This is a genomic window from Desulfobacter sp. UBA2225 (assembly GCF_002348205.1).
Lineage (GTDB): Bacteria > Desulfobacterota > Desulfobacteria > Desulfobacterales > Desulfobacteraceae > Desulfobacter > Desulfobacter postgatei.
This window is the reverse complement of record NZ_DDYV01000167.1, coordinates 1-26,485: the sequence shown is the minus strand read 5'-3', so window position 1 is coordinate 26,485 and position 26,485 is coordinate 1. Positions and strand designations below refer to the sequence as shown.

Here is a 26,485-nt window from a genome sequence, read left to right as displayed (position 1 = left end):
CAACCTGGACATCCGCCATACCCTGGCGCTTATGACCCTGGTTGCGGACAGGGTGAAACATAACGGCCTGACCGTGATCAGTGTGATGCAGGATCTTAACCTGGCCGCCCGGTTCTGCGGCTCTTTGCTGTTTTTAAAAAATGGGCGGGTCGCAGCCCATGGGACGGTTGACGAGGTATTCACGGAATCGGTTATCAAAGCGGTGTTTGACGTGTCATCCAGAGTATATTTTGATGAAACCATCCATTGTAAACAGGTGGTGTTTATAAAATGAAGATCATTAATTCGATAATTATTCTATTTTTTTTGGTTTTTGGGGCCTGGATCCGGCCGGTGCAAAGTCATGGCGGCAATGTTGTTACGGATGCTGCGGGGCGCAGCATCGAGGTTGATGCGCCCTTTACCCGGATTATCAGCCTGTACGGTGCCCATACCCGGAATTTGCAAACCCTGGGGCTTAATAATGAAATCATCGGGATCTGCCCCATGGACAGTTGGGAAGGCAAACCAAAATTTTCCTACCATGACGGGCTTGAAAAATTTATGGCTGCCCGGCCGGAACTGGTTTTGATCCGTCCCATGATTGATCAGGCCTATGCCGCCCTGGTAAAGGGGTTGGAAAAAGCAGGCATTGTTGTTGTCTCCCTTCAGCCCGGCAGTGTGGACGAGATGTTTGACTACTGGCTGGCCCTGGGCACCCTGACCGGTAAAGGAGATCAGGCAGGGCAGATGGTCACTTCATTCAAAGAAGAAATTGCCGGAATTGGAGCCGTGATCCGGGGGATTCCGGATAAAAAACAGGTCTATTTTGAGGCCATTCACTCCCGGATGAAAACCTTTACACCTGGTGCCATGGCCATCTTTGCTTTGGAAACAGCGGGCGGTGTAAACATTGCCCGGGACGCGCCCTCCGTGAGAGGGACCAATATCGCCTTTTACGGCAAGGAGCGGATTTTATCCCATGCCCATGAGATTGATGTATACCTTGCCCAGAAGGGTGCCATGAACCAGCCCACAATTCGGATGATCAAAGATGAGCCCGGTTTCGACGTGATCCGGGCGGTCAAGGAAAATCAGATTTTCATCGTGGATGAAAAGATCGTCTCCCGGCCCACCATGGATTTGCTTGAAGGCATTCACACCATTGCAGAGATGCTTTATCCCGGGGTGCTTGAAAAGGGCGGTCTACAATGAGGGGGATTGTGGTTGCAGGCGTTCATTCCGGATGCGGAAAAACTACCATAACCCTGGGGTTGATGGCTGCATTCAAGCGCCGCGGACTGCGTGTTGCACCCTTTAAGGCCGGTCCTGATTTTATTGATCCGGGGTACCACTCCACCGTTACGGGTGTTGCCGGGCGTAACCTGGACGGGTGGATGCTGAAACGGCAGACCAACTTGGACATTTTCAGGCAAAACACCGGACAGGCCGACATTGCCGTGGTGGAAGGGGTCATGGGCCTGTTTGACGGATATGACGGCAGGAGCGAGGCCGGTTCCACGGCCCAGCTGGCCAAATGGCTGGACCTGCCCGTGCTGCTGGTGGTGGATGCCCGGAGCATGGCCCGCAGTGCCGGAGCCCTGGTCCAGGGGTTTGAAAATTTTGACCCGGGCCTTAAATTCGCCGGGGTGCTGTTTAACAAGGTGGGCAGTCCCGTTCACCTGGACTATCTGACCCAGGCCCTGGAAGGCAATGTGAAGATGCCCTGCCTTGGCGGGGTGGGCCGGAATCCTCACATTGAAATTCCTTCCCGGCACCTGGGTCTTGTCACCAGTGACGACCATGGTCTTGGCGATCAGATGCCCGATGCCCTCGCCGATCTGGTAGAAAATTGTATGGATCTTGATGCGCTGCTGGATTCACTGCCCTGGGTCGGTACGGGTGCGTCCACACCCCCGCAAAAGAAACCGGCGTTTGTGCGCATTGCCGTGGCCCGGGATGCGGCATTCTGTTTTTATTATCCTGAAAATATTGAACTGCTGGAACAGGCCGGAGCACAGGTTATTTCTTTTTCACCGCTTTCGGACCCGGATTTGCCGGATAACATAGACGGCCTCTATCTTGGGGGCGGATACCCCGAACTGCATGCCCGAACCCTTGCGCAAAATACTGGATTCAGAGAGGCTGTTTCGCGGGCATGCAAAAACGGCATGCCCATTTATGCGGAGTGCGGCGGGTTCATGACCCTTTGCCGTACCCTGGAAGATTTAGACGGGCAATGCCACGACATGGTGGGCTGTTTTGGGTTTACCTGCCGCATGAACAAAAGGTTGCGGGCCCTTGGATACCGGGAAATTACGTTGAACCGGGATACGATCCTCGGGCCAACAGGTGTTACCGCCCGGGGGCATGAGTTCCATTACTCCAGCCTGGATTACTCTATCCCGGATGACCATGGGGAAAAAAGCGTGTATGATGCCTGTGATCGGACCGGCGGCACCCGGGCTGTGCCGGGGTTTGAAAAGAACCGGACCCTTGGCAGCTACCTGCACCTGCATTTTAAAAGCAACCCGGACCTGCCGCAAAATTTTGTTCAGGCGTGTTTTCAATATCAGACCGAGAGGAAATTTTTTCGTAAATGAAGCCCCATGAAATTGAAGCAAAAAGCTTTGCCATCATTGACGCAGAGGCCGGTCCCCACAACTTTGCCCCGGATGAGTGGAAAATCGTGCGGCGCATGATTCATACCACAGCGGATTTTGAATACATGCAGATGGTCAGGATCTCCAACAATGCCGTGGCGGCCGGGATCAAAGCGATCCGGAACGGGTGCACCGTAATCACGGATACCAATATGGCCAAAACCGGTATCCGCAAAGACCTTTTAGCAGGTTTTGGCAGCCGGTGTGAATGCCTCATGGCTGATCCCCGGGTGGCGGAACAGGCAACGGAAAGGGGGGTGACCCGGGCCCGTGTGGCCGTGGAAAAGGCCGCACAAATCATGGAAAATGGTATTTATGTGGTGGGGAATGCGCCCACGGCTTTGCTTCATCTGCTGGACATGATAAACAATAAAGCGGCGAATCCTGCACTTGTTGTGGGGCTTCCCGTGGGGTTCGTCAATGCGGCGGAATCCAAGGCAGCCCTGATCGAAACCAAGATACCTTATATCTCAAATGTGGGCCGCAAAGGCGGCTCCAATGTGGCGGCAAGTGTGATTAATGCGTTGGCACTGATTGCAAAAGATAAGGTTGCCGGTGAAAGGACGTAGAATGACCCAAGGCATTTTGTATGGTATTGGTGTGGGCCCCGGAGACCCGGATTTCATTACCTTGAAAGCCGTTAGCATTTTGAGCCAGGTGGACGTGGTGTTTGGCGCGTCCTCTGCAAAAAATTCCCACAGCCAGGCGGCTGAGATCGTCAAACCCCATTTAAAGGCGTCTGTGCCCATTCAAATACTGCCTTTTCCCATGACCCGGAACAAGCAGGTCATGGAAGCGGCATGGCAGGATAATGCCAGAACCGTCATTAAGGTGCTGGAGCAGGGTAAAGATGCCGCCTTTATCACCCTTGGGGACAGCATGACCTACTCCACTTACGGATATCTGCTTAAATCTGTCCGCAAGTTGGCCCCGCATATTGAGATATGCTCCATTCCGGGCATCACCTCCTACCAGGCCGCAGCCGCCCGCATCAACACGCCTCTGGTGGAGGGCGAGGAGTCCATGACCCTTTTATCCGGTGTCCTGGGCGGGGACAAGTTCCGTGAAATCAGCGACCGTGCCGACAATGTGATTTTTCTTAAAGCGTATAAAAATACCGGGGATATTGTAAAGGCCCTGGATGAGGCAGGTATGGCCGATAAGAGCGTGGGCATTGTGAGATGCGGGCTTGAAGGCGAGCAGATCATCACCAATGTGAATGCGTTTCGGGAGAGAAAACCGGATTACTGGACCCTGATCATATCCAAGAAAAGCGGGTATTGTGTCGAAAGTCAGAAAAAAACAGAATAACGGCCTGGCCCTTTTGATCGGGCTTCTGATCACAGGCGTCGTGCTTGGTGCAGGCCTTGCCTGGGTGGATGGCGTCACCCTGGCAAAGCTGCCCAAACGCCTCTTCTGGCCGCTTTCCCGGATGCTTGCCTTTGTCTGTATCGGGCTTGTGGCGGCCCAGGCCATTGATGACACGGGCTGGACCCGCAAGCTCGGTGCCCTGGCTTCACCGATATTCAGGTTTGCCAATCTGGGCCACAGGTGTTCTGCCGCATTCACCGCAGCCTTTTTTTCAGGGGTCTCTGCCAATGCCATGCTCCTGGATTTTTATAAGGAAAAGCAGATCACCCGGTGCCAGCTTTTTTTGACCAACTTCATCAATCAGTTCCCGGCCTATTTTCTGCACCTGCCCATGACTTTTTTTATTGTGGTGCCCTTAACGCGTACGGCAGGGCTGCTTTATTTTCTTTTGACCTTTCTGGCCACCTGTGTTCGCACCTTTTTGTTCGTCGTGTTCGGACATTTTTTTGTGGAGCCCCAAAGTTCAGGTGCTTTTGCGGATAGCCTTGTTCAGGCCGGGGACACCCAGGGTATTTCAAAAAAGAAAAAGCCGTTGATGCACGCCTTAAAGGAGAAACTTCCCGCCCGGTTTGTCCGGGTGGTGGCTTTTGTGGTTCCGGTCTACACCGTGGTTTATGTGCTGACCGCGGCAGGTGCCTTTGATGCTGTTGAAAATTTTATGACCCGGTTTGCCGTGCAGAATTTTGTCCCGGCCCAGTCCTTAAGCGTGGTGGTCTTAAGTTTTGCTTCGGAGTTCACTGCAGGGTTTGCCGCGGCAGGCGCCTTGATGGATGCCGGCACCATCACCGTGAAACAGACCGTGATCGCACTGCTTTTAGGCAATATCATCGCGTTTCCCCTCCGGGCCATCCGGCACCAGTTGCCCCATTACATGGGCATTTTTTCACCGGGCATGGGGCTGTCCATGTTACTGATGGGCCAGGGGTTCCGGGTGGCAAGTATCGTTTTTGTGGGACTGGTATATTGGTTTGTCGGATAGAGAGACAAAAAATTTACGCCGGGGATTTACCACGGGCACGGCAGCTGCGGCTGCGGTAAAGGCGGCCCTGGTATACCTGTTTACAAAGCAGGTTCCCGGATCAGTAAAAATCAATCTGCTTAACGGTCAGACGCTTGAGGTACTTGTTGACTTGGTATCTGCACACAATAGTCTGGTCCGGGCCGTGGTGGTCAAGGATGCAGGGGATGACCCGGATATTACCCACCGGGCCAGGATCGGTGCCGTGGTGGGCCTGACAGATGAAGCCGGGACGGTTCAAATCACCGGCGGCAAAGGCGTAGGCATGGTCACCAAGCCCGGCCTTGAGATTCCGCCGGGAGAACCTGCCATCAATCCCGGCCCCCGGAAGATGATCCGTGAATCCGCCCTGCAGGTGCTTAACCAGTATCACAGCAATGCCGGGGTGAGCGCTGAAATTTTTGTGGAAAACGGCGAGGTGCTGGCCGAAAAAACCCTGAACCGCCGGTTGGGCATTGAAGGGGGCTTGTCAATTCTGGGAACCACAGGAGTTGTCAACCCCTTGTCCCACGAAGCCTATACCGCCACCATCAGATCTGCCATGTCCGTGGCCGGGGCGTGTGGGTGCGACCATGTCGTTCTGACCACAGGACGGCGATCCGAGCGGTTTTCCCAAGCGTTTTTTTGCGATTTGTACCAGTTGCATCCAGAGGCCTTTATACAGATCGGCGATTTTTTCGGCATCTCCATGGAAAGCCTTGCTGAACATAAGATCCCCAATGCCACCCTGGCCGTGTTTTTCGGCAAGGCCCTGAAAATGGCCCAGGGGTTTGTTCATACCCATGCCGCCAAGTCGGAGCTCACCATGGAGTGGCTTTCGGATGTGGTCAAAAAAGAGACCGGCAATAAAATCCTGGCCCGGCAGGTTTTAAACGCCAACAGGGCCCGGCATGCCTTTGGAATGATCTGGCCCGAATACCCGGATGTGCTGGAAAAGGTGGGCCACGCCATGATCCGGTCTGCCGAAAAATTTTGCCCGGCACGGTGCCGGTTCAGGGCCGTTATTTATGATTTCCAAGGAACCATTGCATTTGATTCCTACAGGAGGAAAAAAGGCCGTGACTGAATTTTTAAGCATAAGCATGGATTCTTTGATTGAATTGACCGGCGAACCTCATTGGCTGTGTCCTGTTAAGATCGCTGTTTTCTTCCATCAGCATGCGCTACCCATAGCGGAGTTCGTCCATATACGAAGATCTATGCTTCTATGAATTCAAGCTTGACATTGAATTGTTTTTGTGAATAGCTATTTTGATGAAAAAGCAATCTATATTTTTCTATTATATTATAATTGATCTTTTTTAAGGAACAAAGCTGAAGGCGGTATATCTTTCAATCTTAGATGCCTTATTCGTAAGCTTAGTTTTTTTTCGTTATGGGCTTCTGGGTACCGTCCAAGAATATTAAAGAAATATTGGGGTTGATCATAAGATGGGCCACTCATGAGAAAACCCGATTTATGGCACTATTAACCGCTTGTAATCCAAGCGTTATTTTTTAGGTTCTGAAAAGACGTGCATAAGGTGGCCGAAGTTATGATCAACCCCGACAATAATTAAAATTGAGCGTGGAGGAAAGATTATTGAATATATGGTCCCGAAAGGGCAGCTTGGTATTACAATAAGCCAGATTTCCAATCAACCACAAAAGCTGCAGGAAAAATAAATGAGTTGAATCGAGATTTAATATTCAGCCCGGTTTGATTGGTGTGGGCCTTCAAAAAATCCAATAACAGGAAAGGAGATAAAATGAAGTGCAGTACATATGATTTTATTCATCCAGAGGATAGGAAAGCCCGTATGCATCTGGAGTCGGTTCCCGGGTTTAAACAATTGGCAAAAACCCTGATGAAGATTTATGACGAGCGGGTATTTCAAGGCGTTAATATGGCCCAGAAAATCAGGATCAGTGATAAGCAGCTTCCGGAAATATACCGATACCTTAAACTGCCCGTTGAAAGACTGGGAATTATAGAACCAGAATTATACCTTGAGATGAATCCTGCTCCCAACGCTTATACCTATGGGGATACAAAGATATTTATCACGGTTACATCCGGGTTGATGGAGTATCTTGACGAGGATGAAATCCAGGCGGTTTTTGCCCATGAATGCGGACATATTGCCTGCCGTCACACACTTTACGGAACCATGGCAAGGTATTTGATCAATTACGGCCTTGGCTCTCTGGGCCTTCCCGGAAAAGCGATGTATCCGGCCGTCCTGGCTTTATTGTACTGGTATCGAAGAAGTGAATTCTCGGCTGACAGAGCGGCGGCGGTTGTTATGGAAGACCATAAGCCTTTGCTTGAAACCCTGATTCGACTATCCGGCGGCCCAAAAAGTATCACCGAAAATGTTAATATAGAGCTTTACGCACAGCAGGCCGAAGCGTTTAATGACGAACTGGACCGTTCCTGGTGGAGCAAAGTACTCATGGGCATGCAGGTTATGATGATGAGCCATCCGTTTTCGGCGGTCCGTGCAAGGGAAATTCAGCATTGGTGTACACAGGACGAGTTTAAAACGATCTGTATGGGGGAAGAATCTTCAGCAGCAGATTCTTCCGAAGCGTATAAAAAATGCGGTAGTTGCGGGAAATCCGTTGATAAAACAGCCAAATTCTGCCGGTTCTGTGGTGAGTCATTGTCGTTATAGACGTCGGAATAATTAAAGGAGATACCATTCATGGAAACAAAGTGGTTTGATGAAAAAACCGGAATTTTCAGGTTGGACGAAATTGTTGCGGAACGAGAGTCTTTTCAAAAAATAATGGCGGATCAAATGGTTACAGACCAGGAAATAAGGGACCAGTCCGCATTGGTCGTGGATATCTTAAAGAAACTCCATGAAACCCTGCCGGAAGAGCATCGCAAAGATGTCATGAATCTGTTGGCAGAAATAACAGTCCTCTATGCGGCAACCAAATATCATGACATTCAGGAGCTCTGGAGGCGATAATAAAGGAGCCGTTTGAAATTTCCATTGAGGTGAATAGTAAAAAAGAAAGGACATAGTGATGGGTGCGTTTAAAACACAAAAATTGATTTTTGGTATCGGATCCGTGGACATAGATAAAGTCATATCTGATGTAACACAGGTGTTTGAGGTAAAAGGGTATACAGTGGAGAGTGAAAGCCTTGCCAATGGAGGCGCCCACATATCCTTAACCAACAGCAATATTTTTAAAATGGTTTTTGGGCTGAAAACTGCGCTAAATGTGGAATTGGAGCCAATACACGAGAACTGGCAGGTCAATGCAGAGGTCGGGATTTTCGGCCAGCAGGCCATTCCAACCATGATAATGCTTTTTGTGGCATGGCCTGTTCTGATTACCCAGATTACAGGGTTGATTAAACAGTCCAAACTTGACGATGAAGTTGTTCAGGAAATAGAAAATTCCCTGAAACGGAATAAAACGGGCCAGGATGGTATTGCCGCTAAAAACGACAATGTTCCTCCGGCTGAAGCAGGTCTTTTCTGCTCTCAATGCGGCGCAAAATCCGATTCTGCAAGTAAATTTTGCTCTCAGTGCGGGGCTAAACTTTAAGAATAGCGATCCATCTGTGCCGATCGCAGCTTCTATAACTTTGGAGATATGGTTATGAATATATTTAATGTTCCCGAGACAGCAACAGAGCGTTCAAATATGTCTGACTGGGATTGGGAAATCCTGATGGGCCTGATCAAAGACGAGCTGGTTGTTCCGGTGATCGGGCCGGAAATACTGGAAGCGGAACATGGTGAGGGCCCATTGATCTCATATTACGATCAATGGGGCCTTGAAGCTGCAAAAGAGGCCGGGATAGAGACAGCTAAAATGGGCAATATGCCCCTGCTCTACCAGGTTGCCGGCCAGATTCTAACCAACTCAAAAAGCCGTGTGAGAAATGTCAATCAGCTTGCTGTTCTGGTTGATTATGTCATACAAAGAAAACCCTGGTTAACTCCAAAGGCATTGGAACAAATCGTGGGTATTAAGTCATTTCCACTTATTGTCACAACCTCCATTGATCATTTTCTGGCAGGATTGATGGAAAAAGGCGATAAACCGTTTACACGAATCTTGTTTGCTCCGGGTGGTTCAAGCGCGCATATCGATCTGCCATCTGATTTCAACTTTCGGCAAAACAGAGCGTTAATGCAGCTTTTCGGGGCAACCAGCCGTTGTCCCGGGACCTGTGCGGTTACTGAAGATGATCTGATTGAGTTCAGCTGGTCTTTGCTGAACCGTGAATATGGCCCTCAAAATTTTTATGACTATCTTCAGGGGAAGACCGTGCTTTTGTTAGGATGTAATTTCCCGGATTGGCTCGGCCGGTTTTTTGTTCATGCCCTGCATGCAAACCGAAAAAATGTAGATCTCTGGTATGTAAGTAAAAACGACGATATGGGGCTCAGATCTTTCCTTGAACGCAAAGGCGGAAAAATTCTATCACCCTATTCCCCCATTGCTTTTGTCGCTGAACTATATGACCGCTGGCTTAAAACCTTGCCTGAAGTTGAAAATGTCTCCGTTGCAGCTCCTTCTTCGGATTTTGAACAGGATGCGTTTGAACCGATGAAACCCGGTGCCGTGTTTATCAGTTATATTCGAGAGGATATGGATTTTGCCGTCAAAATCCGCAATCAGATGGAAACAGCCGGGATTGATACATGGATGGATTCTTCAGCACTGCAATCCGGTGACAGATGGGAGGCGGTCATAGAAGAGCGAATCAGGAAAGCCTCCTTTTTTGTGCCTTTGATATCATGCTCTTTGAATCCTGAAAATTGGGGAGGAAAACGGGAGCGCTTCTTTTTACGTGAATGGGACCTTGCCAGACGTTCCGACTCCATGCGAATGCCCGAAGACAGATATATCCGCCCACTTTGCCTTGATGATACAACATGCGAGGCGTTCTTTGTGAGGCCTTTCAGCAAAATTCATTGGGCATATGCACCTGATGGGAAAGTGGATGAATCCTTCATAGAAAGCATCCGTGAAGGTATCCGCATTTTAAGGAGGACCCGTTCATGAATAGTGTGAAAGCCACATCCGGGGGCTTGCAAAATAAACAGGAAAAGATGGCGGAACATCTTGAACAGTCTCCCTGGAAGGGACTGAATTATTATCTGGAAGAGGATCAGGCTCTGTTTTTTGGCCGGGACCGGGAAATACAAGAATTTGTCAAATTCATTGACCGGGATGTGCTTACGATACTGTTTGCCACTTCAGGCATAGGAAAAACCTCTTTGTTGAGGGCCGGGGTGTTGCCATTGCTGAGGAGTTCCGGAAAATTTCCGGTTGTTGTTCGCCTGCTCTATGGAGAGGGACTTCCGTCACCACAGGAACAGCTCATAACCACCCTGATAGAAGAAGCCAAAAAGCTTAAAGTGGAAATTGAAGGCATATCTGAAGTTGATATTTCGGGCATGGGGTTGTGGGAATTTTTTCATTCCATTGAATGCTGGAGTGCCAGAAACGATTTGTTGACCCCGGTCATTATTCTTGATCAATTTGAGGAAATTTTCACGATTGGTAGTGGGGCGGATGAATTCATTGACGAGCTGGCGGATCTGGCGGAAAATCGCATTCCCTTAAATTTACGCCGGGCCGTGGAAGCAGAAGAAAAAATCATCAGCTGCGATCCCAATCTGCAAAATTACAAAATAATTCTTGCTTTACGGGAAGATTATGTACCGAAGCTGGATCTTCTCAGGAGCAGGATGCCTTCAGTTATGAGAAATCGCTTTGCCTTGCAGTCATTTGATCAAAGAGCCGCTTTTGAGGTTATTTCCAGGGCCGGGGGGGAATGGATAGATGATACGGTCGCCGAAAAAATCGTTGAAGCGGTTGCCGGAGAAAATAATCAGGATCACCAGGGCAGGGATAAAGTTGAACCTGCCTATCTGAGTGTTATGTGCGATGAACTTTACAGGCGAATGGTTCTGCGCGGTGAATCAAGTATTACAAAAGACCTGGTCTGTGAAGAAGGCAAAGATATTTTAAAGGATTTGTATGCCCGCAGCTTTGAGGGTCTGGATGATAATGTTCAATTTTTTGTTGAAGACCAACTGCTTACCGAATCCGGATTCCGGGCAACCCTGCCGGTGACGGATGCCGTTCAAAAGGGGATAAAAAAGGACGAGCTTGACATTCTAGTGAATCGCCGTTTGTTGCGGTTCGAGGACCGGTTGGGAACCCGGCATGTCGAAATGTCACATGATCTTTTAACCGGCGTGGCATTGGAGAATCGCAACCTGAGAAAGAAACGGATACAGGATGCTGAACGGGAAAATCAAATTCTTGAGTATAAAAAAAGGCTGAAAAAATCCCGTTATATTACGCTGGCTTCCTGTGCTACGTTTTTAATTCTTTTGTCAGCGGTACTAGTTTTTAATTGCTGGTTCCTTGAGCATAAAACTTACTTTCACTCTGTCAAAAAAATATACGGTCAGCCCCGGGGGATAGGAAAACCATTGTCTGAAAAAGCTATAAGGCACCGGCAAACTTCCTATGAGATTACAACGCAGGGACGCAGAATATGGTTTATAGGCCCCCACCATCCCACGGTGATATCCCTGCGTGCTATTGATTCCCACTTTAATTTGACAACACAACATAATATGGAAACATATCTGTATTCATCAAACGAAGCCCCTATAGATGAAAAAACAGAGCAAACTTTTTTCGGCGCAAATGATAAGACGGCACAAAGAGATCTGTCTGAAGAGGAACTGCAGCCAGTATGCCAGTGGGAATATTTTTCCGGAAAAAACGGCAGACCGATTTATGAGATTGGGAAAAATGGGAACGGAGATATTGTCTGGCGTTTTATATATGCACCTTCTGATCTATATGACTGGAAAAAACAGGTGGTTGGTCATTTTGTAAATAAAAGCGGATATCCACAAAAACAGAGGCAGGATGAAGCGGACTATGTTCAAATTTCCTATGATGAACGTGGATTTGAAAGGCTAATAGAGTATCGCGATTCAAACGGACAAAGGGTATCAGGAAGAGATGGTGCCCACGCTTTGGAAAGGATGTATGATTCTCAAGGCAGGGAATTGAGTATGCAATCAATGTCCTGGTCGGAAAATAGTCAAAAATATGAACGCATGGTAGACCGGGCGGGTAATTGTGGTGTGCATTTTTATTATAAAGAGTCTGGTTGGCTGATAAGAGCAGAGTCGTTTGGAACAGATGAAGAACCATGTCCGGTAAAAGACGGCTGGGTAGTTTGCAAACAGAACTATGATTCATGGGGGAATCTTATTGAGCAATCGTTCTGGGATGAAAAAGGTCAGCCACTCGTTAATGTTATGGGCATACACAAAATAGAAGCCACCTATCTATCAGGATGTCTTATCAAAAGGGCTCATTATGGAATTAATGGGTTAAAAACCATTCAACAAGGCTACGCCATTGTTCGAATGAAATACGACAACAAAGGAAATCAAATAGAGTGGGCTTGTTTTAATGCACAGGACCAGCCCTGTCTTGACTTATCAGATGATACACACATGACCTGCAGGATTTTTGATGACAAAGGCAGGGTTAAAGATGAGCGATATTTTGGAATATCCAACAAAGAACCATGTGAAAATAAATATGGCAATCACGGGTTTCTTTTAAAATATGGCGATCATGGAAAACTTGAAGAACAAATCTATCTGGGAATAAACGGAGAACCCAAAGAAAATGAATACGGTTGCGCCATTGAACGAATGAAATATGATGACCGTGGAAATCAAGTAGAATGGGCATGCTTTGATGCTCACAACTATCCATGTCTTACCTCATCTGATGAAACCCATATGACCCGCAGAGTTTTTAATAATAACGGAATGGTGGTCAAAGAGTGCTACTTTGGCACATATTGGCAGCAGCCCATTGAAAATAAGAATGGAGAATTCGGGTGGACTGCCGAATATGACGGACAAGGGAATAGAATAAGCACGGTTTATCTCGGCCCCGACGGTATCACACCTAAAAATAAGGAAAGAGGTGATTACTCAGGAATAGCGATTGTAAAAAAACGATACAGCAAACAAAATCTTCCCGTGGAAGAGCAGTATTTTAATGAAAAAGGCGAACCGGCAGTTAACAGCAATGGCGTCCATTACGGAACTGTAATTTATACTGAGTCAGGCAAAAAAATGGAACTTTGCGCATATGATATCAAAGATTCACGTGTCGCTTTTGAAGGAGAGAGGGTTGCCATGCAAAGGTGGCACTATGATTTTAAGACCGGGAAAGAATCTGAGATTTTATTTTATGGTGTTGATGGAAGGCTGACTACGTGTGATGACGGCTATGCCATTGTTAGAATGAAATACGACAACAAAGGCAATCAAATAGAATGGGCGTGTTTTAATGAACAGGACCAGCCGTGTCTTAATTTATCATCCGGTGCGCACATGACCCGCAATATTTTTGATGACAACGGCAGGGTTAAAGATGAGCGATACTTTGGAATAGACCAAGAACCATGTGAAGATAAAGACGGTAATCACGGATTTCTTTCCAAATACGATAACCATGGAAAAATTGAAGAACAAATCTCTCTTGGGGTTAACGGAAAGCCCAAAGAGAATGAATACGGTTACGCTATTAAACGTATGAAATATGATGACCATGGAAATGAAATAGAATCGGCATGTTTCAATGCTCAGAACCAGCCTTGTCTCAACTTATCTGATGGAATCCATATGATTCGCAAGGTTTTTGACGATCAAGGCAGAGATATAGAACAACGCAATTATGGCCTGTATGAGCAACCCATAGAGGATATGAATGGAGCATTCGGGGGGAGTTGTAAGTACGATGCGCGTGGCAACATTATCCAAATAACTTTTTGGGGTCCTGACGATAAACCAAAGGAGATAGAAAAAGATACCTCCGCGATGATAAAAGGTATAAATATAAAGGGTGTAGCAGGTATAACTATAACGTATGACGATCAAAACCGTCCGCTGAAAATGAGTTACTTGGGCGCAAGCGGAAAACCTTGTCTCAATGCAGACGGTGTTTCTGGCGTTGTCAACATATACAATGCATCGGGAACATCGGATGAAAAATATACAGATATCAGCGGGCAGGAATGTGGATTAGACAAGGTGTTGAGTGTTACAATACTACCTGTGGATTCTGAAGGTTTTAAAAAGGGGATACGGTCCGGCGATATCATATTCTCTTACGGCAGATGGGACTGGTCAGGCACTCCATTGACAGAAAAAGAAATAGCGGATTTCAGTGAGGCGTGCAATTCCGAAATACGCCCTCTTCATGTGGTGGTTTACAGAAACGGTGAGATCATAGAACGGGAATTTGCAGGTGGGAAAATGGGTGTTAGGGTGATGGACATCTCCATTTCCAACGATTTATTTCAAAAAGTAAAAAAGTCCTATCATCGTTATAAAGCTGAAAAGACAACCACAAAATAAACAAAGGGATGGAAATGTCTGAACCAAAACAATTAAGCCGCCTGTCACCCAATAGACTTCTCCTCGGCTTGAACATGGGCCTGGCCGATACCCTTTCTTTTATTGTCCGGATATCCAGGCGGGGAGTGGCCTTAAAATGGGCAATACTGCTCTTTGCCGTGTTTTTTTGTTCTTTGATCGGTTGGTGGGGATTTCTTAAAGATGGTCTAACAAAGTCTGAAGCCCTTTACCGGTCCCTTCAATTGTTTGTTCTTGGATCCGGGGCAGATGCCCACGGCGCTAAATTGCAGTTTGCGCGTTTTTTTGCGGTGATTGTTTCCGTATATGCGGTGCTTCTGACCCTTCTCCAATGTTTTATTGACCGGATACGGTTATATCTTCCCCGTCTCTGGAGCAGGCATGTTATCATTGCCGGACTGGGCAGCACCGGTATCCAGTTGGTTGAATCATTTAAAAAAAAGAACAGGCCCCGGCATGTGGTGGTCATTGAACATGATGAATCCAATGTAAATATCAAAACCGCAGAATCATATGGGGCAATTGTCCTGTGTGGTGATGCATCCGATCCACTGATGCTCAAGAATGCCGGCATAGCCACTGCCCGGTATTTGATCTGTGGCTGCAGGGAAGATGAAACCAATCTTGATATTGCCATGCAGGCTTCAAGGATACTGGACAGATTTTTCAGACATGAAACCCTTGGAAATCTGAAAGTATATATTCATTTTGCGGACATGGCCTTTTACCATCTGCTGTTCAGCCACTGGCTCTTTACCACCCGGATAGACCGCCTGGATATAAAAACGTTTAATTATTTTGAAACAGCTGCCAGGTTGCTGATGTTGAAATATCCTCTGGAGAGGGGAAAGCAGGACTGGGAACAAGGGACTGTCCATTTGATCATTGCCGGGTTTGGTGCCATGGGAGAGGCTTTGCTGCTGCAGGTTGCCAAAATAGCTCATTTTGCCAATGCCTCCAAAAAGACCCTGCGGATCACCATTCTGGATAAGGATGAAAAGGTGCTTCAAAATAAATCAGATAGATTGGTGCAAACCCTTTCCATGGAAAAAATATGTGATTTTGAATTGTTAAACGAGGATGTTGAAAATCCCGCCGTCCGCGCACGCATGACCGAATGGGCCAACAACAAAGAGGTTACGGCCGCAATTGCAATCTGCCTGGATAACGAGCATTTTTCTGCTTTCTGTGCTTTGGAGCTGTCCAGGCAGGTGAACACAAATGTTCCAATTTTTATCCACATTTCAAAGAAAAAGGGACTGGCAAGACTCTTCACGGGATTGGGGTCCAATGCCCTGAAGATCAAACCCGACTCGGTGGCACACATCATTCCCTTTGGCATGCCTGAAGAGACAAGCACTCCGGAAACACTCATAGATAAAGAACTCGATATTCTTGCCCGGGCCGTGTATGAGGATTATCAGGAAAAGACCAAAGGCCCCGTCAGAAAATGGGAAGATCTTGAAGAGTGGGAACTCATTTCCAACCGGGCCCAGGCTGATCACATCAGTGTAAAACTCAGGGCGGTAAACTGCTATTCTGCTTCCCATCCAAAGGACCCTGGCGATCCACAGATTCACCAATTCTCCAACACTGAAATTGAAATCATGTCCAAAATGGAACATAATCGCTGGAATGCGGAACGTTTTTTAACAGGTTGGAAGCAATATACCGGACCTGTTCTCTGGGAAAATCTGTCTGTAAAAGAACAGGTGAGAATAAAAAATGAACTTCATCAATCCCCCTATTTAGTGGATTGGGCGGACCTTCCTGAAAAGATCAAAGATTATGACCGCAACGCAGTAAAAAACATATTCCATATTCTCAAGCGAATTCATCTTAATGTTTATCAAAACCCTGATTGAATTCTCCCCGCCTCCCCGGAGGATTTAAACTGCTTTGCAAAGTTCTGTATGGCTGATAAGGATCAGTCATGCTCTTTATTCCCATAGGATGGAAAAAGTCGTGCCGGTTCAGGGCCGTTATTTATGATTTCCAAGGAACCATTGCCTTTGATTCCCACACTTGGTAGATAGACATATGACAAAAGAACAAGACATTGAGCAGGGCCTCATCAGCAAGCTCGAAGAACTCAAGTATAGATACCGCCCGGATATCCGTGACCGCCTGACCTTGGAGGAGAATTTCCGCCGCAAATTTGAGGAACTCAATAAGGTTCGCCTCTCAGATACCGAATTTGAACGCCTGAAAGAACAGATTGTCACCCCCGATCTCTTTGCGGCAGCCAAGGTTTTGCGCGAACGCAACACCTTCCAGCGTGAGGATGGCACACCCCTGCAATACACCCTGGTCAACATCAAGGAGTGGTGCAAAAACTCTTTTGAGGTGGTCAACCAGCTGCGCATCAACACCCAAAACAGCCACCACCGCTATGATGTCATCTTGCTCATCAACGGGGTGCCGGTGGTGCAGATCGAACTCAAGGCATTCGATGTCAGCCCCAGACGGGCCATGCAGCAGATTGTTGACTACAAGAATGACCCCGGCAACGGCTATACCAACTCGCTGCTCTGTTTTATCCAGATTTTTGTGATCAGCAACCGCAGCAACACCTGGTATTTTGCCAATAACCACAGCCGGCACTTCAGCTTTGACGCTGACGAGCGCTTCCTGCCGGTTTACCGGTTTGCCGGCGAAGATAACACAAAAATTGTCCACCTTGACGACTTTGCCGAGGCGTTTCTGGCCAAGTGCATCCTGGCCGAAATGATCAGCCGTTACATGGTGCTGGTGGCCGGCGAGCAAAAACTGATGATGATGCGGCCCTATCAGATCTATGCGGTGCGGGCCATTGTCGAGTGTATCCATCAGAACCGGGGCAATGGTTATATCTGGCATACCACCGGCAGCGGCAAGACCCTCACCTCTTTTAAGGCATCCATCCTGCTCAAGGATAACCCGGATATTGAAAAGTGCCTGTTTGTGGTGGACCGCAAAGACCTGGACCGCCAGACCCGCGAGGAGTTCAACCGCTTTCAGGAAGGCTGCGTGGAGGAGAACACCAACACCGAAAAACTGGTGCAGCGCCTGCTCTCGGACGACTATGCCGACAAGGTGATTGTCACCACCATCCAGAAACTGGGCCTGGCCCTCGGTGGCAATAATAAATCCAAAGGCAAAAACGGTCAAAATTATAAGGAACGGCTGCAGCCCCTAAGTGACAAACGGGTGGTTTTTATCTTTGACGAGTGCCACCGCTCACAGTTTGGCGAGAATCATAAGGCCATCAAGGAATTTTTTCCAAAAGCCCAACTCTTTGGCTTCACCGGCACGCCGATATTTGATACCAACGCTACCTATAAACAGGTGGATGGCAAGCTTGCCTCCTTCAAGACCACCAAGGATATCTTCCGCAAAGAGCTGCACGCCTACACCATCACCCACGCCATCGAAGATCGCAATGTCCTGCGCTTCCATATTGACTATTTCGGGGAGCAAGCCAAAGGTGAGAAAAAGGATAGATCCGGGAAAAAGGCAAAGGCCGGTGCCCTACCCACGCAACAGGCGGTTGTCGAGGCTATCTTGGCAAAACATCAGGCAGCCACCGCCGGGCGCAAGTTTAACGCGGTTCTGGCCACTGCCTCCATCAACCACGCCATAGCGTATTACCACCTCTTTAAGGAAGCGCAGCAGGCCCGGCTGGATGAAGATGACAGTTTTCAGCCCCTGAATATCGCCTGTCTCTTTTCGCCCCCTGCCGAAGGCAACAAAGATGTGGCGCAGCTCCAGGAGGACCTGCCCCAGGAAAAGGCGGACAACCAGGAAGCGCCCAATGAGAAGAAAGAGGCGCTGAAGGCCATCATTGCCGACTATAACGAGCGCTACAGTACCAGCCACGACCTGACTAATTTTGACCTCTACTATCAGGACGTGCAAAAGCGCATCAAGGACCAGCAATACCCCAACAGTGACCTGGCCCATATCCACAAGATCGATATTGTCATTGTGGTGGATATGCTCCTCACCGGTTTTGATTCCAAGTTCCTCAACACCCTCTATGTGGACAAAAATCTCAAATACCACGGCCTTATCCAGGCCTTTTCCCGCACAAACCGCGTCCTGAACGACACCAAGCCCTATGGCAACATCCTTGATTTCCGCAACCAGGAAAAAGAGGTGGACGAGGCCATCGCCCTCTTTTCCGGGGAAGATACGCAACGACCCAAGGAGATCTGGCTGGTTGATCCCGCTCCCAGGGTAATTGATAAGCTGAAAAAGGCGGTCAGCGCCCTGAACACCTTTATGGAGTCCCAGGGTCTGGACTGCACCCCGGAGCAGGTGGCCAACATCAAGGGCGACGAGGCCCGGGCCCACTTTGTCAACGCCTTCAAAGAGGTGCAGCGCTGCAAGACCCAGCTCGATCAATACACCGACCTGTCGGAAGAAGAGCGCACAACCATTGAGGCGGTTTTACCGGAAGACCGGCTGCGCGGCTTCCGCAGCGCCTATCTGGACACGGCCCAGCGACTCAAGTTTCAGCAGGATAAATACGGCGATGACGGCGGTCCGGTCCGGCAGCTTGATTTCGAGTTTGTCCTCTTCTCCTCCGCCGTCATTGATTACGACTACATCATGGGGCTTATCTCCCGCTTCAGCCAGGCTGCTCCCAGGAAACAGAAGATGAGCCGCGAGCAGCTCATTGGCATGCTCTCCTCCACCGCCAACTTCATGGACGAGCGTCAGGAGATGGTTGAGTATATAAAAACCCTGAAAGAAGGTGAGGGCCTCAGTGAAAAGGCCATCCGCGCAGGCTATGAGGCCTTTAAGGCCAACAGGTTTGCCGGAGAGCTGGCCAAGACCGCCCACAAGCACGGCCTGGAGACCGAAGCCCTGCAGGCCTTTGTGGACACCATCATGGGCCGCATGATCTTTGACGGCGAGCAGCTTAGCGACCTCCTGGCCCCGCTGGAGCTGGGCTGGAAGGAGCGGACAACCAAGGAGCTGGCCCTTATGGATGATTTGATGCCGCTCCTTAAAAAACTTGCGCAGGGACGGGATATCTCCGGGTTGGGGGCTTATGAAAACTAAAGGCGAGACAGAGATGGGTGGCAAACGAGGTTTGGTGCCCACGATGCGCTTTCCTGAGTTCCGGCATGCAGGGGTGTGGGATGAAAAAACAATTGGCGAAGTACTTAAAGAAACGCCACGCCCAATAGATATGAAAGACGAAAGCGATTACTCTTTAGTGACTGTAAAAAGGCGTTATGGAGGTGTTGTTTCTCGTGGCGTACTTAAAGGAAAAGCAATAAAGGTTAAGTCTCAATTTTTGCTTCAAGAAAACGATTTTATTATTTCAAAACGGCAAATCGTGCATTGTGCTTGTGGGTTAGTTCCTGAAAATTTGACCGGTTCGATTGTATCAAACGAATATTCTGTATTGAGGGCCAAAAAGAATCACGACATACTATTCTTTAATTATTTTTCTCAGCAATTCAAGGTAAGCCAATCATTTCTCGAGTGTAGTATTGGGATTGTTATCGAAAAAATGCTTTTTAAGCTACCTGATTGGTTTAAAAAAAAGTTTTTATTTCCCCCCTTGAAAGAACAGCAAAAAATAGCCGACTGCCTTTCCTCCCTCGACGAGCTGATCGCGGCCCAGGCCCACAAGCTCGACACCCTCAAGGCCCATAAAAAAGGGCTGATGCAGCAGCTCTTCCCCGCCCCCGGCCAAACCACTCCCACCATCCGTTTCCCCGAGTTCCGGGATACGGGGGAGTGGCAAGAAAAATCACTTGGCGGGCTGGCGAAAATAATTACGGGGAATACGCCGAAAACTGCCGACCCCAATAATTATGGCGGTGAAAGGTTGTTTGTGTCACCAGCGGATATTTCTGATCATCGGTATATTAGTTCAACTAAAACTAACTTGAGTGATCAAGGCTTTGAAAATACAAGAGAAGTTCCCCCAAAGAGTATTTTATTTGTTTGCATAGGATCAACTATCGGGAAAGTTGCGCAAAACATATGTGAGTGCGCAACGAATCAGCAAATAAATTCAGTTATTCCATTCAAAGAATATTCAAACGACTTTATTTATTCCTTGCTTGAAAAAAATTCTGGTGAAATAGCGGCATTGGCAGGAAAGCAAGCTGTGCCAATCATCAATAAAACCCTTTTTTCATCTATTACACTTTCCTGCCCATCCCTGCCCGAACAACAAAAAATAGCCGACTGTTTTTCCTCCCTCGACGAGCTGATCGCGGCCCAGGCCAACAAGCTCGAAACCCTCAAGGTCCACAAAAAAGGGCTGATGCAGCAGCTCTTCCCCAACCCTGACGAGGCGAATGGATGAGCTGGCTAACGACCTTCTATACGGATGTCAGGCAGATTCTGGAACAGGCCCGGAGCAAGTCCCGCTCAGCGGTAAACTCCGCCATGGTTGAGGCCTACTGGCTGATCGGCAGGCGTATCGTTGAAGAAGAGCAGCAGGGGGAACACAAGGCAGCATACGGCAAACGGCTTATTGAAGAACTCTCCGCCGCCTTGACTTCTGATTTCGGCAAGGGCTTCTCCTATGCCAACCTCTATAATTGCCGCCAGTTCTACCTGACCTTTCCTGAGCAGGAGATTCTCTCCACACTGTGTAGAGAATTGAGCTGGAGCCATCTGCGTCTGATTATGCGGGTTGAATCCCCCAAGGCCATAAAATACTATTGCCATGAGGCCAGAGAACAAAACTGGACCGTCCGCCAGCTGGAGCGCAATATCAAAACCCACAGTTATCAGCGCCTGCTTTCAACCCAGGCTGGCAAAACGCCGGACAGCCATGGCACCGGCCATCTTGATTTTATCAAAGACCCGTATGTCCTTGAGTTTCTGCAACTGCCGGAAGCCCCGCCCTTGAAGGAAAGCCGCCTGGAGCAGGCCATTATTGACGAGCTGCAGAAATTCCTGCTGGAAATGGGCAAAGGCTTCTCCTTTGTCGCCCGGCAGATGCGGATCAGCACCGAAACCAGCCATTTTTATATCGATCTGGTGTTCTATAATTACCTGCTTAAATGCTTTGTCATCATCGACCTGAAAACCGGCAAACTCAGCCACCAGGATATCGGCCAGATGGATATGTATGTGCGCATGTTCGATGACCTGAAACGGGGTGAAGACGATAATCCCACCATTGGCATCATTCTCTGCGACAGCAAGGACGAAACCATTGTCAAATACTCGGTTCTCAAAGAAAGTCAGCAGCTCTTCGCCTCGAAATACCAGCGGATACTGCCCTCTGAGGAAGAACTGATCGCCGCGATTGAGCGGGAGAAACGCTTTTTTGAGGATATGAAATGATGGAGACAACAGCCAGAATTTCATTCGCTTATGACAAGGTGAACGGATGAGCCAAGATATCATCGGTGTCGCCCAGGCAATTAACGATCTGGACAAGAATATTGTCATCATCTATGCCTTCAACGGTACGGGAAAAACCCGTCTTTCCGTTGCCTTCAAGGATTTGACCAAGACCGATAATGGTGGCGATCATGCCGGGGTGTATTACAACGCCTATAGCGAAGATCTGTTTTTCTGGAATAATGACGAAGAAAATGATGGGAATGATATTCGTCTGATGGTGCAACAGAGCACCTTGAATAAATACCATTCGTTGCTTGATGAAACCAATCTTCAACAGAAGCTGGCCCTCTACAAACCGAACTATGACTTCAGGTTTGAGTCGTATGAGGATGTCGCTCAGGGCATTAAATGCGTCCGGTTTTTCTTGAAATCAGAAGACGAAGAAAAGGCCACCGAGACGATTAAAATTTCCCGGGGAGAAGAGCAGACCTTTGTCTGGTGTTTTTTTCTGGCCCTCTTTGAGGTGGAGGGCTGGGCCGACCAGCAGGCAAACCATTTTTTCATTGATGACCCGGTATCCAGCCTGGATGACAACAACATATTCATTACGGCAGCCGCTTTAATGGATCTGATTGACGAACATTACAAGAACAGAAAAATAATTATTACCACCCATCATATCGGTTTCTTCGCCATTCTGGCCGACTGGCTTTCCAAGGGAGAGAAGTCTTCCTCTTACGAAAAGCACATACAGCTGCATATCCTCAAACGGGATGATGAAGGCCTGCGATTGGCAAGCACTCACAAAGATGTGTTTTTGTATCACCTGGAGCTTCTGCAGACACTCAAGAGGGCTGTGGAAAAAAAAGAACTTTATGCTTATCATTTTGCCCTGCTCAGGCAGATCCTTGAAAACATCAGCTCTTTTCTGGGGGTCGGACGCATATCATTTGTCCTTAAACAAATCGGCATCTCAGATGCCGACGAGGTCAGCCGGATCGTCAACACCCTTTCCCATAAGACGGTTTTTCGCTATGAAGCAAAAGAGATGGTACCGGATAACGCCCGTCTCTTCACTGAAATTTTCCGTAATTTAATGAATAAATATAACTTTGTTGTGCACTGATACATTATGACCAAACAAGACCAAATAGAATTAGGTAAAACCCTGTGGGCCATCGCCGATGATTTGCGCGGGGCCATGAATGCGGACGACTTCCGCGATTATATGCTCTCCTTTCTCTTTCTGCGTTATCTGTCGGATAACTACGAGGCTGCCGCCCAAAAGGAGCTGGGCCGGGATTATCCCGAGGCCGGGGGAAACGACAGGCGCTCGCCTTTATCCATCTGGTACGAGGAAAACGAGCAGGATATTGAGCCCTTTGAACAGCAGATGCGCCGCAAGGTGCACTATATTATCAAGCCCGACTATCTTTGGAACTCCATTGCCGAGCTGGCCCGCACCCACAACGGCGACTTGCTGGACATCCTGCAGACGGGCTTCAAGTATATTGAAAATGAATCCTTTGCCTCCACCTTTCAGGGGCTGTTTTCGGAGATCAATCTGGATTCGGAAAAGCTCGGCAAGAGTTACAGTGCCCGCAACGCCAAGCTATGCACCATCATCAGCAAGATTGCCGAAGGCATTGCCGGGTTCTCCACCAGCAGTGACGTGCTGGGAGATGCCTATGAATACCTGATCGGCCAGTTTGCCGCCGGATCGGGCAAGAAGGCGGGCGAGTTTTACACCCCGCAGCAGATTTCCTCCATTCTGTCAGCCATCGTCACCCTCGATTGCCAGGACCCCGGCACCGGAAAGAAGAAAAAACTCAAAAACCTGCTGGATTTTGCCTGCGGTTCCGGCTCCCTGCTGCTCAATGTCCGCCATCAGATGGGCGTACATGGGATCGGCAAGATTTTCGGCCAGGAAAAAAATGTCACCACCTACAACCTGGCCCGTATGAACATGCTGCTGCACGGGGTGAAGGATTCCGAGTTTGAGATATTTCACGGCGATTCCCTGCTCAACGAGTGGGACATCCTGGCGGAGGAAAACCCGGCCAAGAAGCTGCACTTTGATGCGGTGGTGGCCAATCCACCCTTCAGCTACCGCTGGCAGCCCACCGAGGTCCTGGGTGAAAATTTCCGCTTCAAGGATTATGGCCTGGCCCCGAAATCCGCCGCTGATTTTGCCTTCTTGCTGCATGGATTCCACTTTTTGGCCAGGGAGGGCACCATGGCCATCATCCTGCCCCATGGTGTGCTGTTCCGGGGAGGGGCCGAGGCCAGGATCAGGCGTAAGCTGCTGGAGGACGGCAATATCGACACGGTGATCGGCCTGCCCGCCAACCTGTTCTTCTCCACCGGCATTCCGGTCTGTATCCTGGTGTTAAAGAAATGCAAAAAGCCCGACGATGTGCTGTTCATCAACGCCAGCGAGCATTTTGAAAAGGGCAAACGGCAAAACCGGCTACTGCCGGAGCACATCGAGAAAATTATCGAGACCTACCAGTACCGTACAGAGGAAAACCGCTACTCCCGCTGCGTGGACATGGAAGAGATCGAGAAGAACGATTTTAACCTCAATATCTCCCGCTACGTCAGTACCGCCAAACCCGAAGAAGCTGTTGACCTGCAGGCGGTGAATGATGAGTTAAATAAGGTGGAGGAGAAGATTGGCGATGCACGCCGGCGCCATAATGATTTTCTTGCAGAGCTTGGATTGCCTCCTTTGCCGTTTACAATGTGATTGTTTTTTCAACAGCCCCATGGTTTGAAAAGGCCCTGGCGGCAAAACAGGAGTTGAATGAAGCGCTGAAAGAGAAGGGTATCGTTGTCGAGCATGTCCTGGTCCGTTATTTTCACTACAGCGATGAAATTCAGAAAAACGGTGAAAAAGCATGTTTAAATTGATCATCAAAAGTCTTCTTTTGTTATTTGTTCTTTGGGGGGTGGTCTGTCCGCTTCTTTTTTTATTTGGTGCGATTGATAAAAGTGCTGCCGTGGGCAAACCACCAGGGGTGTCATTTGATCAGGTCAAGCGCATGAAAGAGCTGGTCCGCCGTTACAAGCCTGATTCCATGGCGGTCAGACAATCCCGGCAGGTAAAAATTTCCGAACAGGATTTAAATTTGGTGGCCGCTTACGGTGTCTCCCAGTTTATTGACAAGGTTGCGATCTTTCCCCGGATCCGTTTGTCAGATCCTTTTATACATATCACTACCACAGTGCAGATCCCCCAGACCCCTTTGGGCGAATATATCAACACGGCATGTGTTCTGAAAATAGAGAACGGCACTCCCCGGCTCCATTCCATCCGTGTCGGATTCTTTACACTGCCCGGTGCCCTCATCACGTCTGCGTTCTCCTGTTTTGGCCCGGTGCTGCTTGCACCTGAGAATTATAAATTGGTTTTGCAGAACCTGGATGCCGTGCAATCGGTTGCAATACGTGGTCAGCAGTTAAGTTTTACCTATGACTGGAACCCGGAGATCCTGAGCCGGTTGCATGAAAGCCGGAAAACGTTGCTCATTGCCGCGGAACATCAGGATCGTTTGATTGTATACACCAATGCGTTGACCAAATTGTGCGGTACGCTCAAAGAACACGGTATTAAAACCGTCTCCGTGGTCCGGGTGGTCCGGCCGTTGTTTAAGTTGGCTTTAGAGCAAAGTAACGTCTCAAAAGATCCGGTTAAGGAAAACACGGCACTGCTGCAGACCATCTCTTTATTCTGCCTTCGCCGGGGGCTGAACCGTTTTGTGACCGCGGAAAAAGCCGCAAAAGTCATTCCGCCTGAATATATTGGTCTCACGCTTTGGGGCAGGCAGGATCTGGTCAAACATTTTTTTGTCTCTGCCGGGATTGCTGTGTCCGGGGGCAGTAGGTTGAGCCACTTTGCAGGGCTTTACAAAGAGGTGGATGATTCACATGGCGGAAGCGGATTCAGCTTTGCTGATCTGGCCGCAGACAGGGCAGGTGTCAGGCTTGCCGAACTTGCCACAGGATCTGCCCAAAAGGCATCGGCAATACAGCAGAAAATGGCAGCCGCCATAACGGAAGATCAGTTTATGCCCCGGATTGATAATCTGCCCGAAGGGATCATGGCGCTGCAGTTTAAAAAACGTTATTCTGATTTTGATTCAAAGGCCTACACCCTGGTTGAAGATGAGATTACTCAGCGTATTAACGCCTGCTTGGTTTATCAATAGGAATTTTATGAATGACTGAACCGGTTCATGTGATCGGCATGGGCCTTGGCCCATCGGATCTTACCGCATCCCACCTGGCACTCATTGACAGGGCCTCCGTTCTGGTGGGAGGAAAACGGCATCTGTCATATTTTGAGGATACAACGGCCGTAAAAAAAGAGATCTCAAGCCCTGTGTCCGGAGTGCTGGATTTCATTGAAGCGCGTATGGCTGACGGGCTTTTGGTGGTCCTTGCCTCGGGAGACCCGCTTTTTTTTGGCATCGGCGAAACATTGATCGCACGTCTGGGGCTGGACAAAGTCATCATCCATCCCAATGTCACCAGCATGGCTGCCGCCTTTGCCCGGCTTAAACTGCCCTGGCAGGATGCCGCCTGGGTGAGCCTGCATGGCCGGGACAATATGTCGGCCCTGGCAACGGCCATGGATGACAGGGACCTGCTGTGTGTGCTCACCGATCCTGAAAACGATCCCTGGATTATTAAAA

The 26,485-nt window shown here is 48.7% G+C and carries 20 protein-coding genes and 2 pseudogenes; all 22 read left to right on the top strand.

Annotated elements, in window-relative coordinates; translation table 11 throughout:
• Window positions 1-274, top strand: a pseudogene (locus B3D59_RS08500) (ABC transporter ATP-binding protein); the annotation flags it as partial.
• Window positions 271-1,194: an ABC transporter substrate-binding protein gene (locus B3D59_RS08495; protein ID WP_286818970.1), complete on the top strand. Its 924-nt coding sequence runs from the start codon at window positions 271-273 to the stop codon at window positions 1,192-1,194. The pseudogene B3D59_RS08500 and the gene B3D59_RS08495, both read left to right, overlap by 4 nt.
• Window positions 1,191-2,582, top strand: a complete 1,392-nt coding sequence (locus tag B3D59_RS08490; RefSeq protein WP_286818969.1) for a cobyrinate a,c-diamide synthase — start codon at window positions 1,191-1,193, stop codon at window positions 2,580-2,582. Before B3D59_RS08495 ends, B3D59_RS08490 begins: the two co-directional genes overlap by 4 nt.
• Window positions 2,579-3,211 (top strand): precorrin-8X methylmutase, encoded by a 633-nt coding sequence (locus B3D59_RS08485; RefSeq protein ID WP_286818968.1) that lies wholly within the window; start codon window positions 2,579-2,581, stop codon window positions 3,209-3,211. The genes B3D59_RS08490 and B3D59_RS08485 overlap by 4 nt, the downstream gene beginning before the upstream one ends.
• Window position 3,212: 1 nt before the next feature.
• Window positions 3,213-3,953, top strand: a complete 741-nt coding sequence (gene cobI, locus B3D59_RS08480; RefSeq protein WP_286818967.1) for a precorrin-2 C(20)-methyltransferase — start codon at window positions 3,213-3,215, stop codon at window positions 3,951-3,953.
• Entirely contained in the window at window positions 3,925-4,992 is a 1,068-nt protein-coding gene (locus tag B3D59_RS08475) for a nucleoside recognition protein (protein ID WP_286818966.1), read from the top strand. The genes cobI and B3D59_RS08475 overlap by 29 nt, the downstream gene beginning before the upstream one ends.
• Window positions 4,961-6,097: a cobalt-precorrin-5B (C(1))-methyltransferase CbiD gene (gene cbiD, locus B3D59_RS08470; protein ID WP_414646527.1), complete on the top strand. Its 1,137-nt coding sequence runs from the start codon at window positions 4,961-4,963 to the stop codon at window positions 6,095-6,097. The genes B3D59_RS08475 and cbiD overlap by 32 nt, the downstream gene beginning before the upstream one ends.
• 682 nt (window positions 6,098-6,779) lie before the next feature.
• Entirely contained in the window at window positions 6,780-7,688 is a 909-nt protein-coding gene (locus tag B3D59_RS08465) for a M48 family metallopeptidase (RefSeq protein WP_286818965.1), read from the top strand.
• 30 nt (window positions 7,689-7,718) lie between these two features.
• The gene (locus B3D59_RS08460; RefSeq protein ID WP_286818964.1) at window positions 7,719-7,991 is read left to right on the top strand and encodes a hypothetical protein; all 273 of its coding nucleotides are present in this window, start codon (window positions 7,719-7,721) and stop codon (window positions 7,989-7,991) included.
• 58 nt (window positions 7,992-8,049) lie between these two features.
• Window positions 8,050-8,580: a zinc ribbon domain-containing protein gene (locus B3D59_RS08455; protein WP_286818961.1), complete on the top strand. Its 531-nt coding sequence runs from the start codon at window positions 8,050-8,052 to the stop codon at window positions 8,578-8,580.
• Between the two features lie 54 nt (window positions 8,581-8,634).
• Window positions 8,635-10,050 carry a toll/interleukin-1 receptor domain-containing protein gene (locus B3D59_RS08450; RefSeq protein WP_286818960.1) on the top strand — a complete coding sequence of 472 codons (1,416 nt, stop codon included), beginning with the start codon at window positions 8,635-8,637 and terminating at the stop codon, window positions 10,048-10,050.
• A pseudogene (locus tag B3D59_RS18470) lies at window positions 10,047-10,862 on the top strand (hypothetical protein); the annotation flags it as partial. The gene B3D59_RS08450 and the pseudogene B3D59_RS18470, both read left to right, overlap by 4 nt.
• A gap of 93 nt (window positions 10,863-10,955) precedes the next feature.
• Entirely contained in the window at window positions 10,956-14,462 is a 3,507-nt protein-coding gene (locus tag B3D59_RS08445; RefSeq protein ID WP_286818959.1) for a hypothetical protein, read from the top strand.
• 14 nt (window positions 14,463-14,476) lie between these two features.
• Window positions 14,477-16,345 carry an NAD-binding protein gene (locus tag B3D59_RS08440; RefSeq protein WP_286818958.1) on the top strand — a complete coding sequence of 623 codons (1,869 nt, stop codon included), beginning with the start codon at window positions 14,477-14,479 and terminating at the stop codon, window positions 16,343-16,345.
• 175 nt (window positions 16,346-16,520) lie between these two features.
• Window positions 16,521-19,529, top strand: coding sequence for a type I restriction endonuclease subunit R (locus B3D59_RS08435; protein WP_286818957.1), 3,009 nt, complete (start codon window positions 16,521-16,523; stop codon window positions 19,527-19,529).
• On the top strand, window positions 19,519-20,793 hold the full coding sequence (locus B3D59_RS08430; protein ID WP_286818956.1) for a restriction endonuclease subunit S: 1,275 nt from the start codon (window positions 19,519-19,521) through the stop codon (window positions 20,791-20,793). The genes B3D59_RS08435 and B3D59_RS08430 overlap by 11 nt, the downstream gene beginning before the upstream one ends.
• Window positions 20,790-21,785: a PDDEXK nuclease domain-containing protein gene (locus B3D59_RS08425; protein WP_286818955.1), complete on the top strand. Its 996-nt coding sequence runs from the start codon at window positions 20,790-20,792 to the stop codon at window positions 21,783-21,785. The genes B3D59_RS08430 and B3D59_RS08425 overlap by 4 nt, the downstream gene beginning before the upstream one ends.
• A 46-nt stretch (window positions 21,786-21,831) precedes the next feature.
• Window positions 21,832-22,914: an AAA family ATPase gene (locus B3D59_RS08420; protein ID WP_286818954.1), complete on the top strand. Its 1,083-nt coding sequence runs from the start codon at window positions 21,832-21,834 to the stop codon at window positions 22,912-22,914.
• A 6-nt stretch (window positions 22,915-22,920) separates the two neighbouring features.
• Entirely contained in the window at window positions 22,921-24,537 is a 1,617-nt protein-coding gene (locus B3D59_RS08415) for a type I restriction-modification system subunit M (protein WP_286818953.1), read from the top strand.
• Window positions 24,534-24,701 carry a hypothetical protein gene (locus B3D59_RS08410; protein WP_004071735.1) on the top strand — a complete coding sequence of 56 codons (168 nt, stop codon included), beginning with the start codon at window positions 24,534-24,536 and terminating at the stop codon, window positions 24,699-24,701. Before B3D59_RS08415 ends, B3D59_RS08410 begins: the two co-directional genes overlap by 4 nt.
• Complete coding sequence (locus B3D59_RS08405; RefSeq protein WP_286818952.1) at window positions 24,689-25,999, top strand: hypothetical protein; 1,311 nt, start codon at window positions 24,689-24,691, stop codon at window positions 25,997-25,999. Before B3D59_RS08410 ends, B3D59_RS08405 begins: the two co-directional genes overlap by 13 nt.
• 11 nt (window positions 26,000-26,010) lie before the next feature.
• On the top strand, window positions 26,011-26,485 hold a 475-nt coding region (cbiE, locus tag B3D59_RS08400; protein WP_286818950.1), incomplete at its 3' end, for a precorrin-6y C5,15-methyltransferase (decarboxylating) subunit CbiE.

Bases quoted from the DNA above. Each gene is read 5' to 3' on its own strand.
- B3D59_RS08495 (WP_286818970.1), top strand. From the start codon at position 271: ATGAAGATCATTAATTCGATAATTATTCTATTTTTTTTGGTTTTTGGG.
- B3D59_RS08490 (WP_286818969.1), top strand. From the start codon at position 1,191: ATGAGGGGGATTGTGGTTGCAGGCGTTCATTCCGGATGCGGAAAAACT.
- B3D59_RS08485 (WP_286818968.1), top strand. From the start codon at position 2,579: ATGAAGCCCCATGAAATTGAAGCAAAAAGCTTTGCCATCATTGACGCA.
- cobI (WP_286818967.1), top strand. From the start codon at position 3,213: ATGACCCAAGGCATTTTGTATGGTATTGGTGTGGGCCCCGGAGACCCG.
- B3D59_RS08465 (WP_286818965.1), top strand. From the start codon at position 6,780: ATGAAGTGCAGTACATATGATTTTATTCATCCAGAGGATAGGAAAGCC.
- B3D59_RS08460 (WP_286818964.1), top strand. From the start codon at position 7,719: ATGGAAACAAAGTGGTTTGATGAAAAAACCGGAATTTTCAGGTTGGAC.
- B3D59_RS08455 (WP_286818961.1), top strand. From the start codon at position 8,050: ATGGGTGCGTTTAAAACACAAAAATTGATTTTTGGTATCGGATCCGTG.
- B3D59_RS08450 (WP_286818960.1), top strand. From the start codon at position 8,635: ATGAATATATTTAATGTTCCCGAGACAGCAACAGAGCGTTCAAATATG.
- B3D59_RS08445 (WP_286818959.1), top strand. From the start codon at position 10,956: ATGGTTCTGCGCGGTGAATCAAGTATTACAAAAGACCTGGTCTGTGAA.
- B3D59_RS08440 (WP_286818958.1), top strand. From the start codon at position 14,477: ATGTCTGAACCAAAACAATTAAGCCGCCTGTCACCCAATAGACTTCTC.
- B3D59_RS08435 (WP_286818957.1), top strand. From the start codon at position 16,521: ATGACAAAAGAACAAGACATTGAGCAGGGCCTCATCAGCAAGCTCGAA.
- B3D59_RS08430 (WP_286818956.1), top strand. From the start codon at position 19,519: ATGAAAACTAAAGGCGAGACAGAGATGGGTGGCAAACGAGGTTTGGTG.
- B3D59_RS08425 (WP_286818955.1), top strand. From the start codon at position 20,790: ATGAGCTGGCTAACGACCTTCTATACGGATGTCAGGCAGATTCTGGAA.
- B3D59_RS08420 (WP_286818954.1), top strand. From the start codon at position 21,832: ATGAGCCAAGATATCATCGGTGTCGCCCAGGCAATTAACGATCTGGAC.
- B3D59_RS08415 (WP_286818953.1), top strand. From the start codon at position 22,921: ATGACCAAACAAGACCAAATAGAATTAGGTAAAACCCTGTGGGCCATC.
- B3D59_RS08405 (WP_286818952.1), top strand. From the start codon at position 24,689: ATGTTTAAATTGATCATCAAAAGTCTTCTTTTGTTATTTGTTCTTTGG.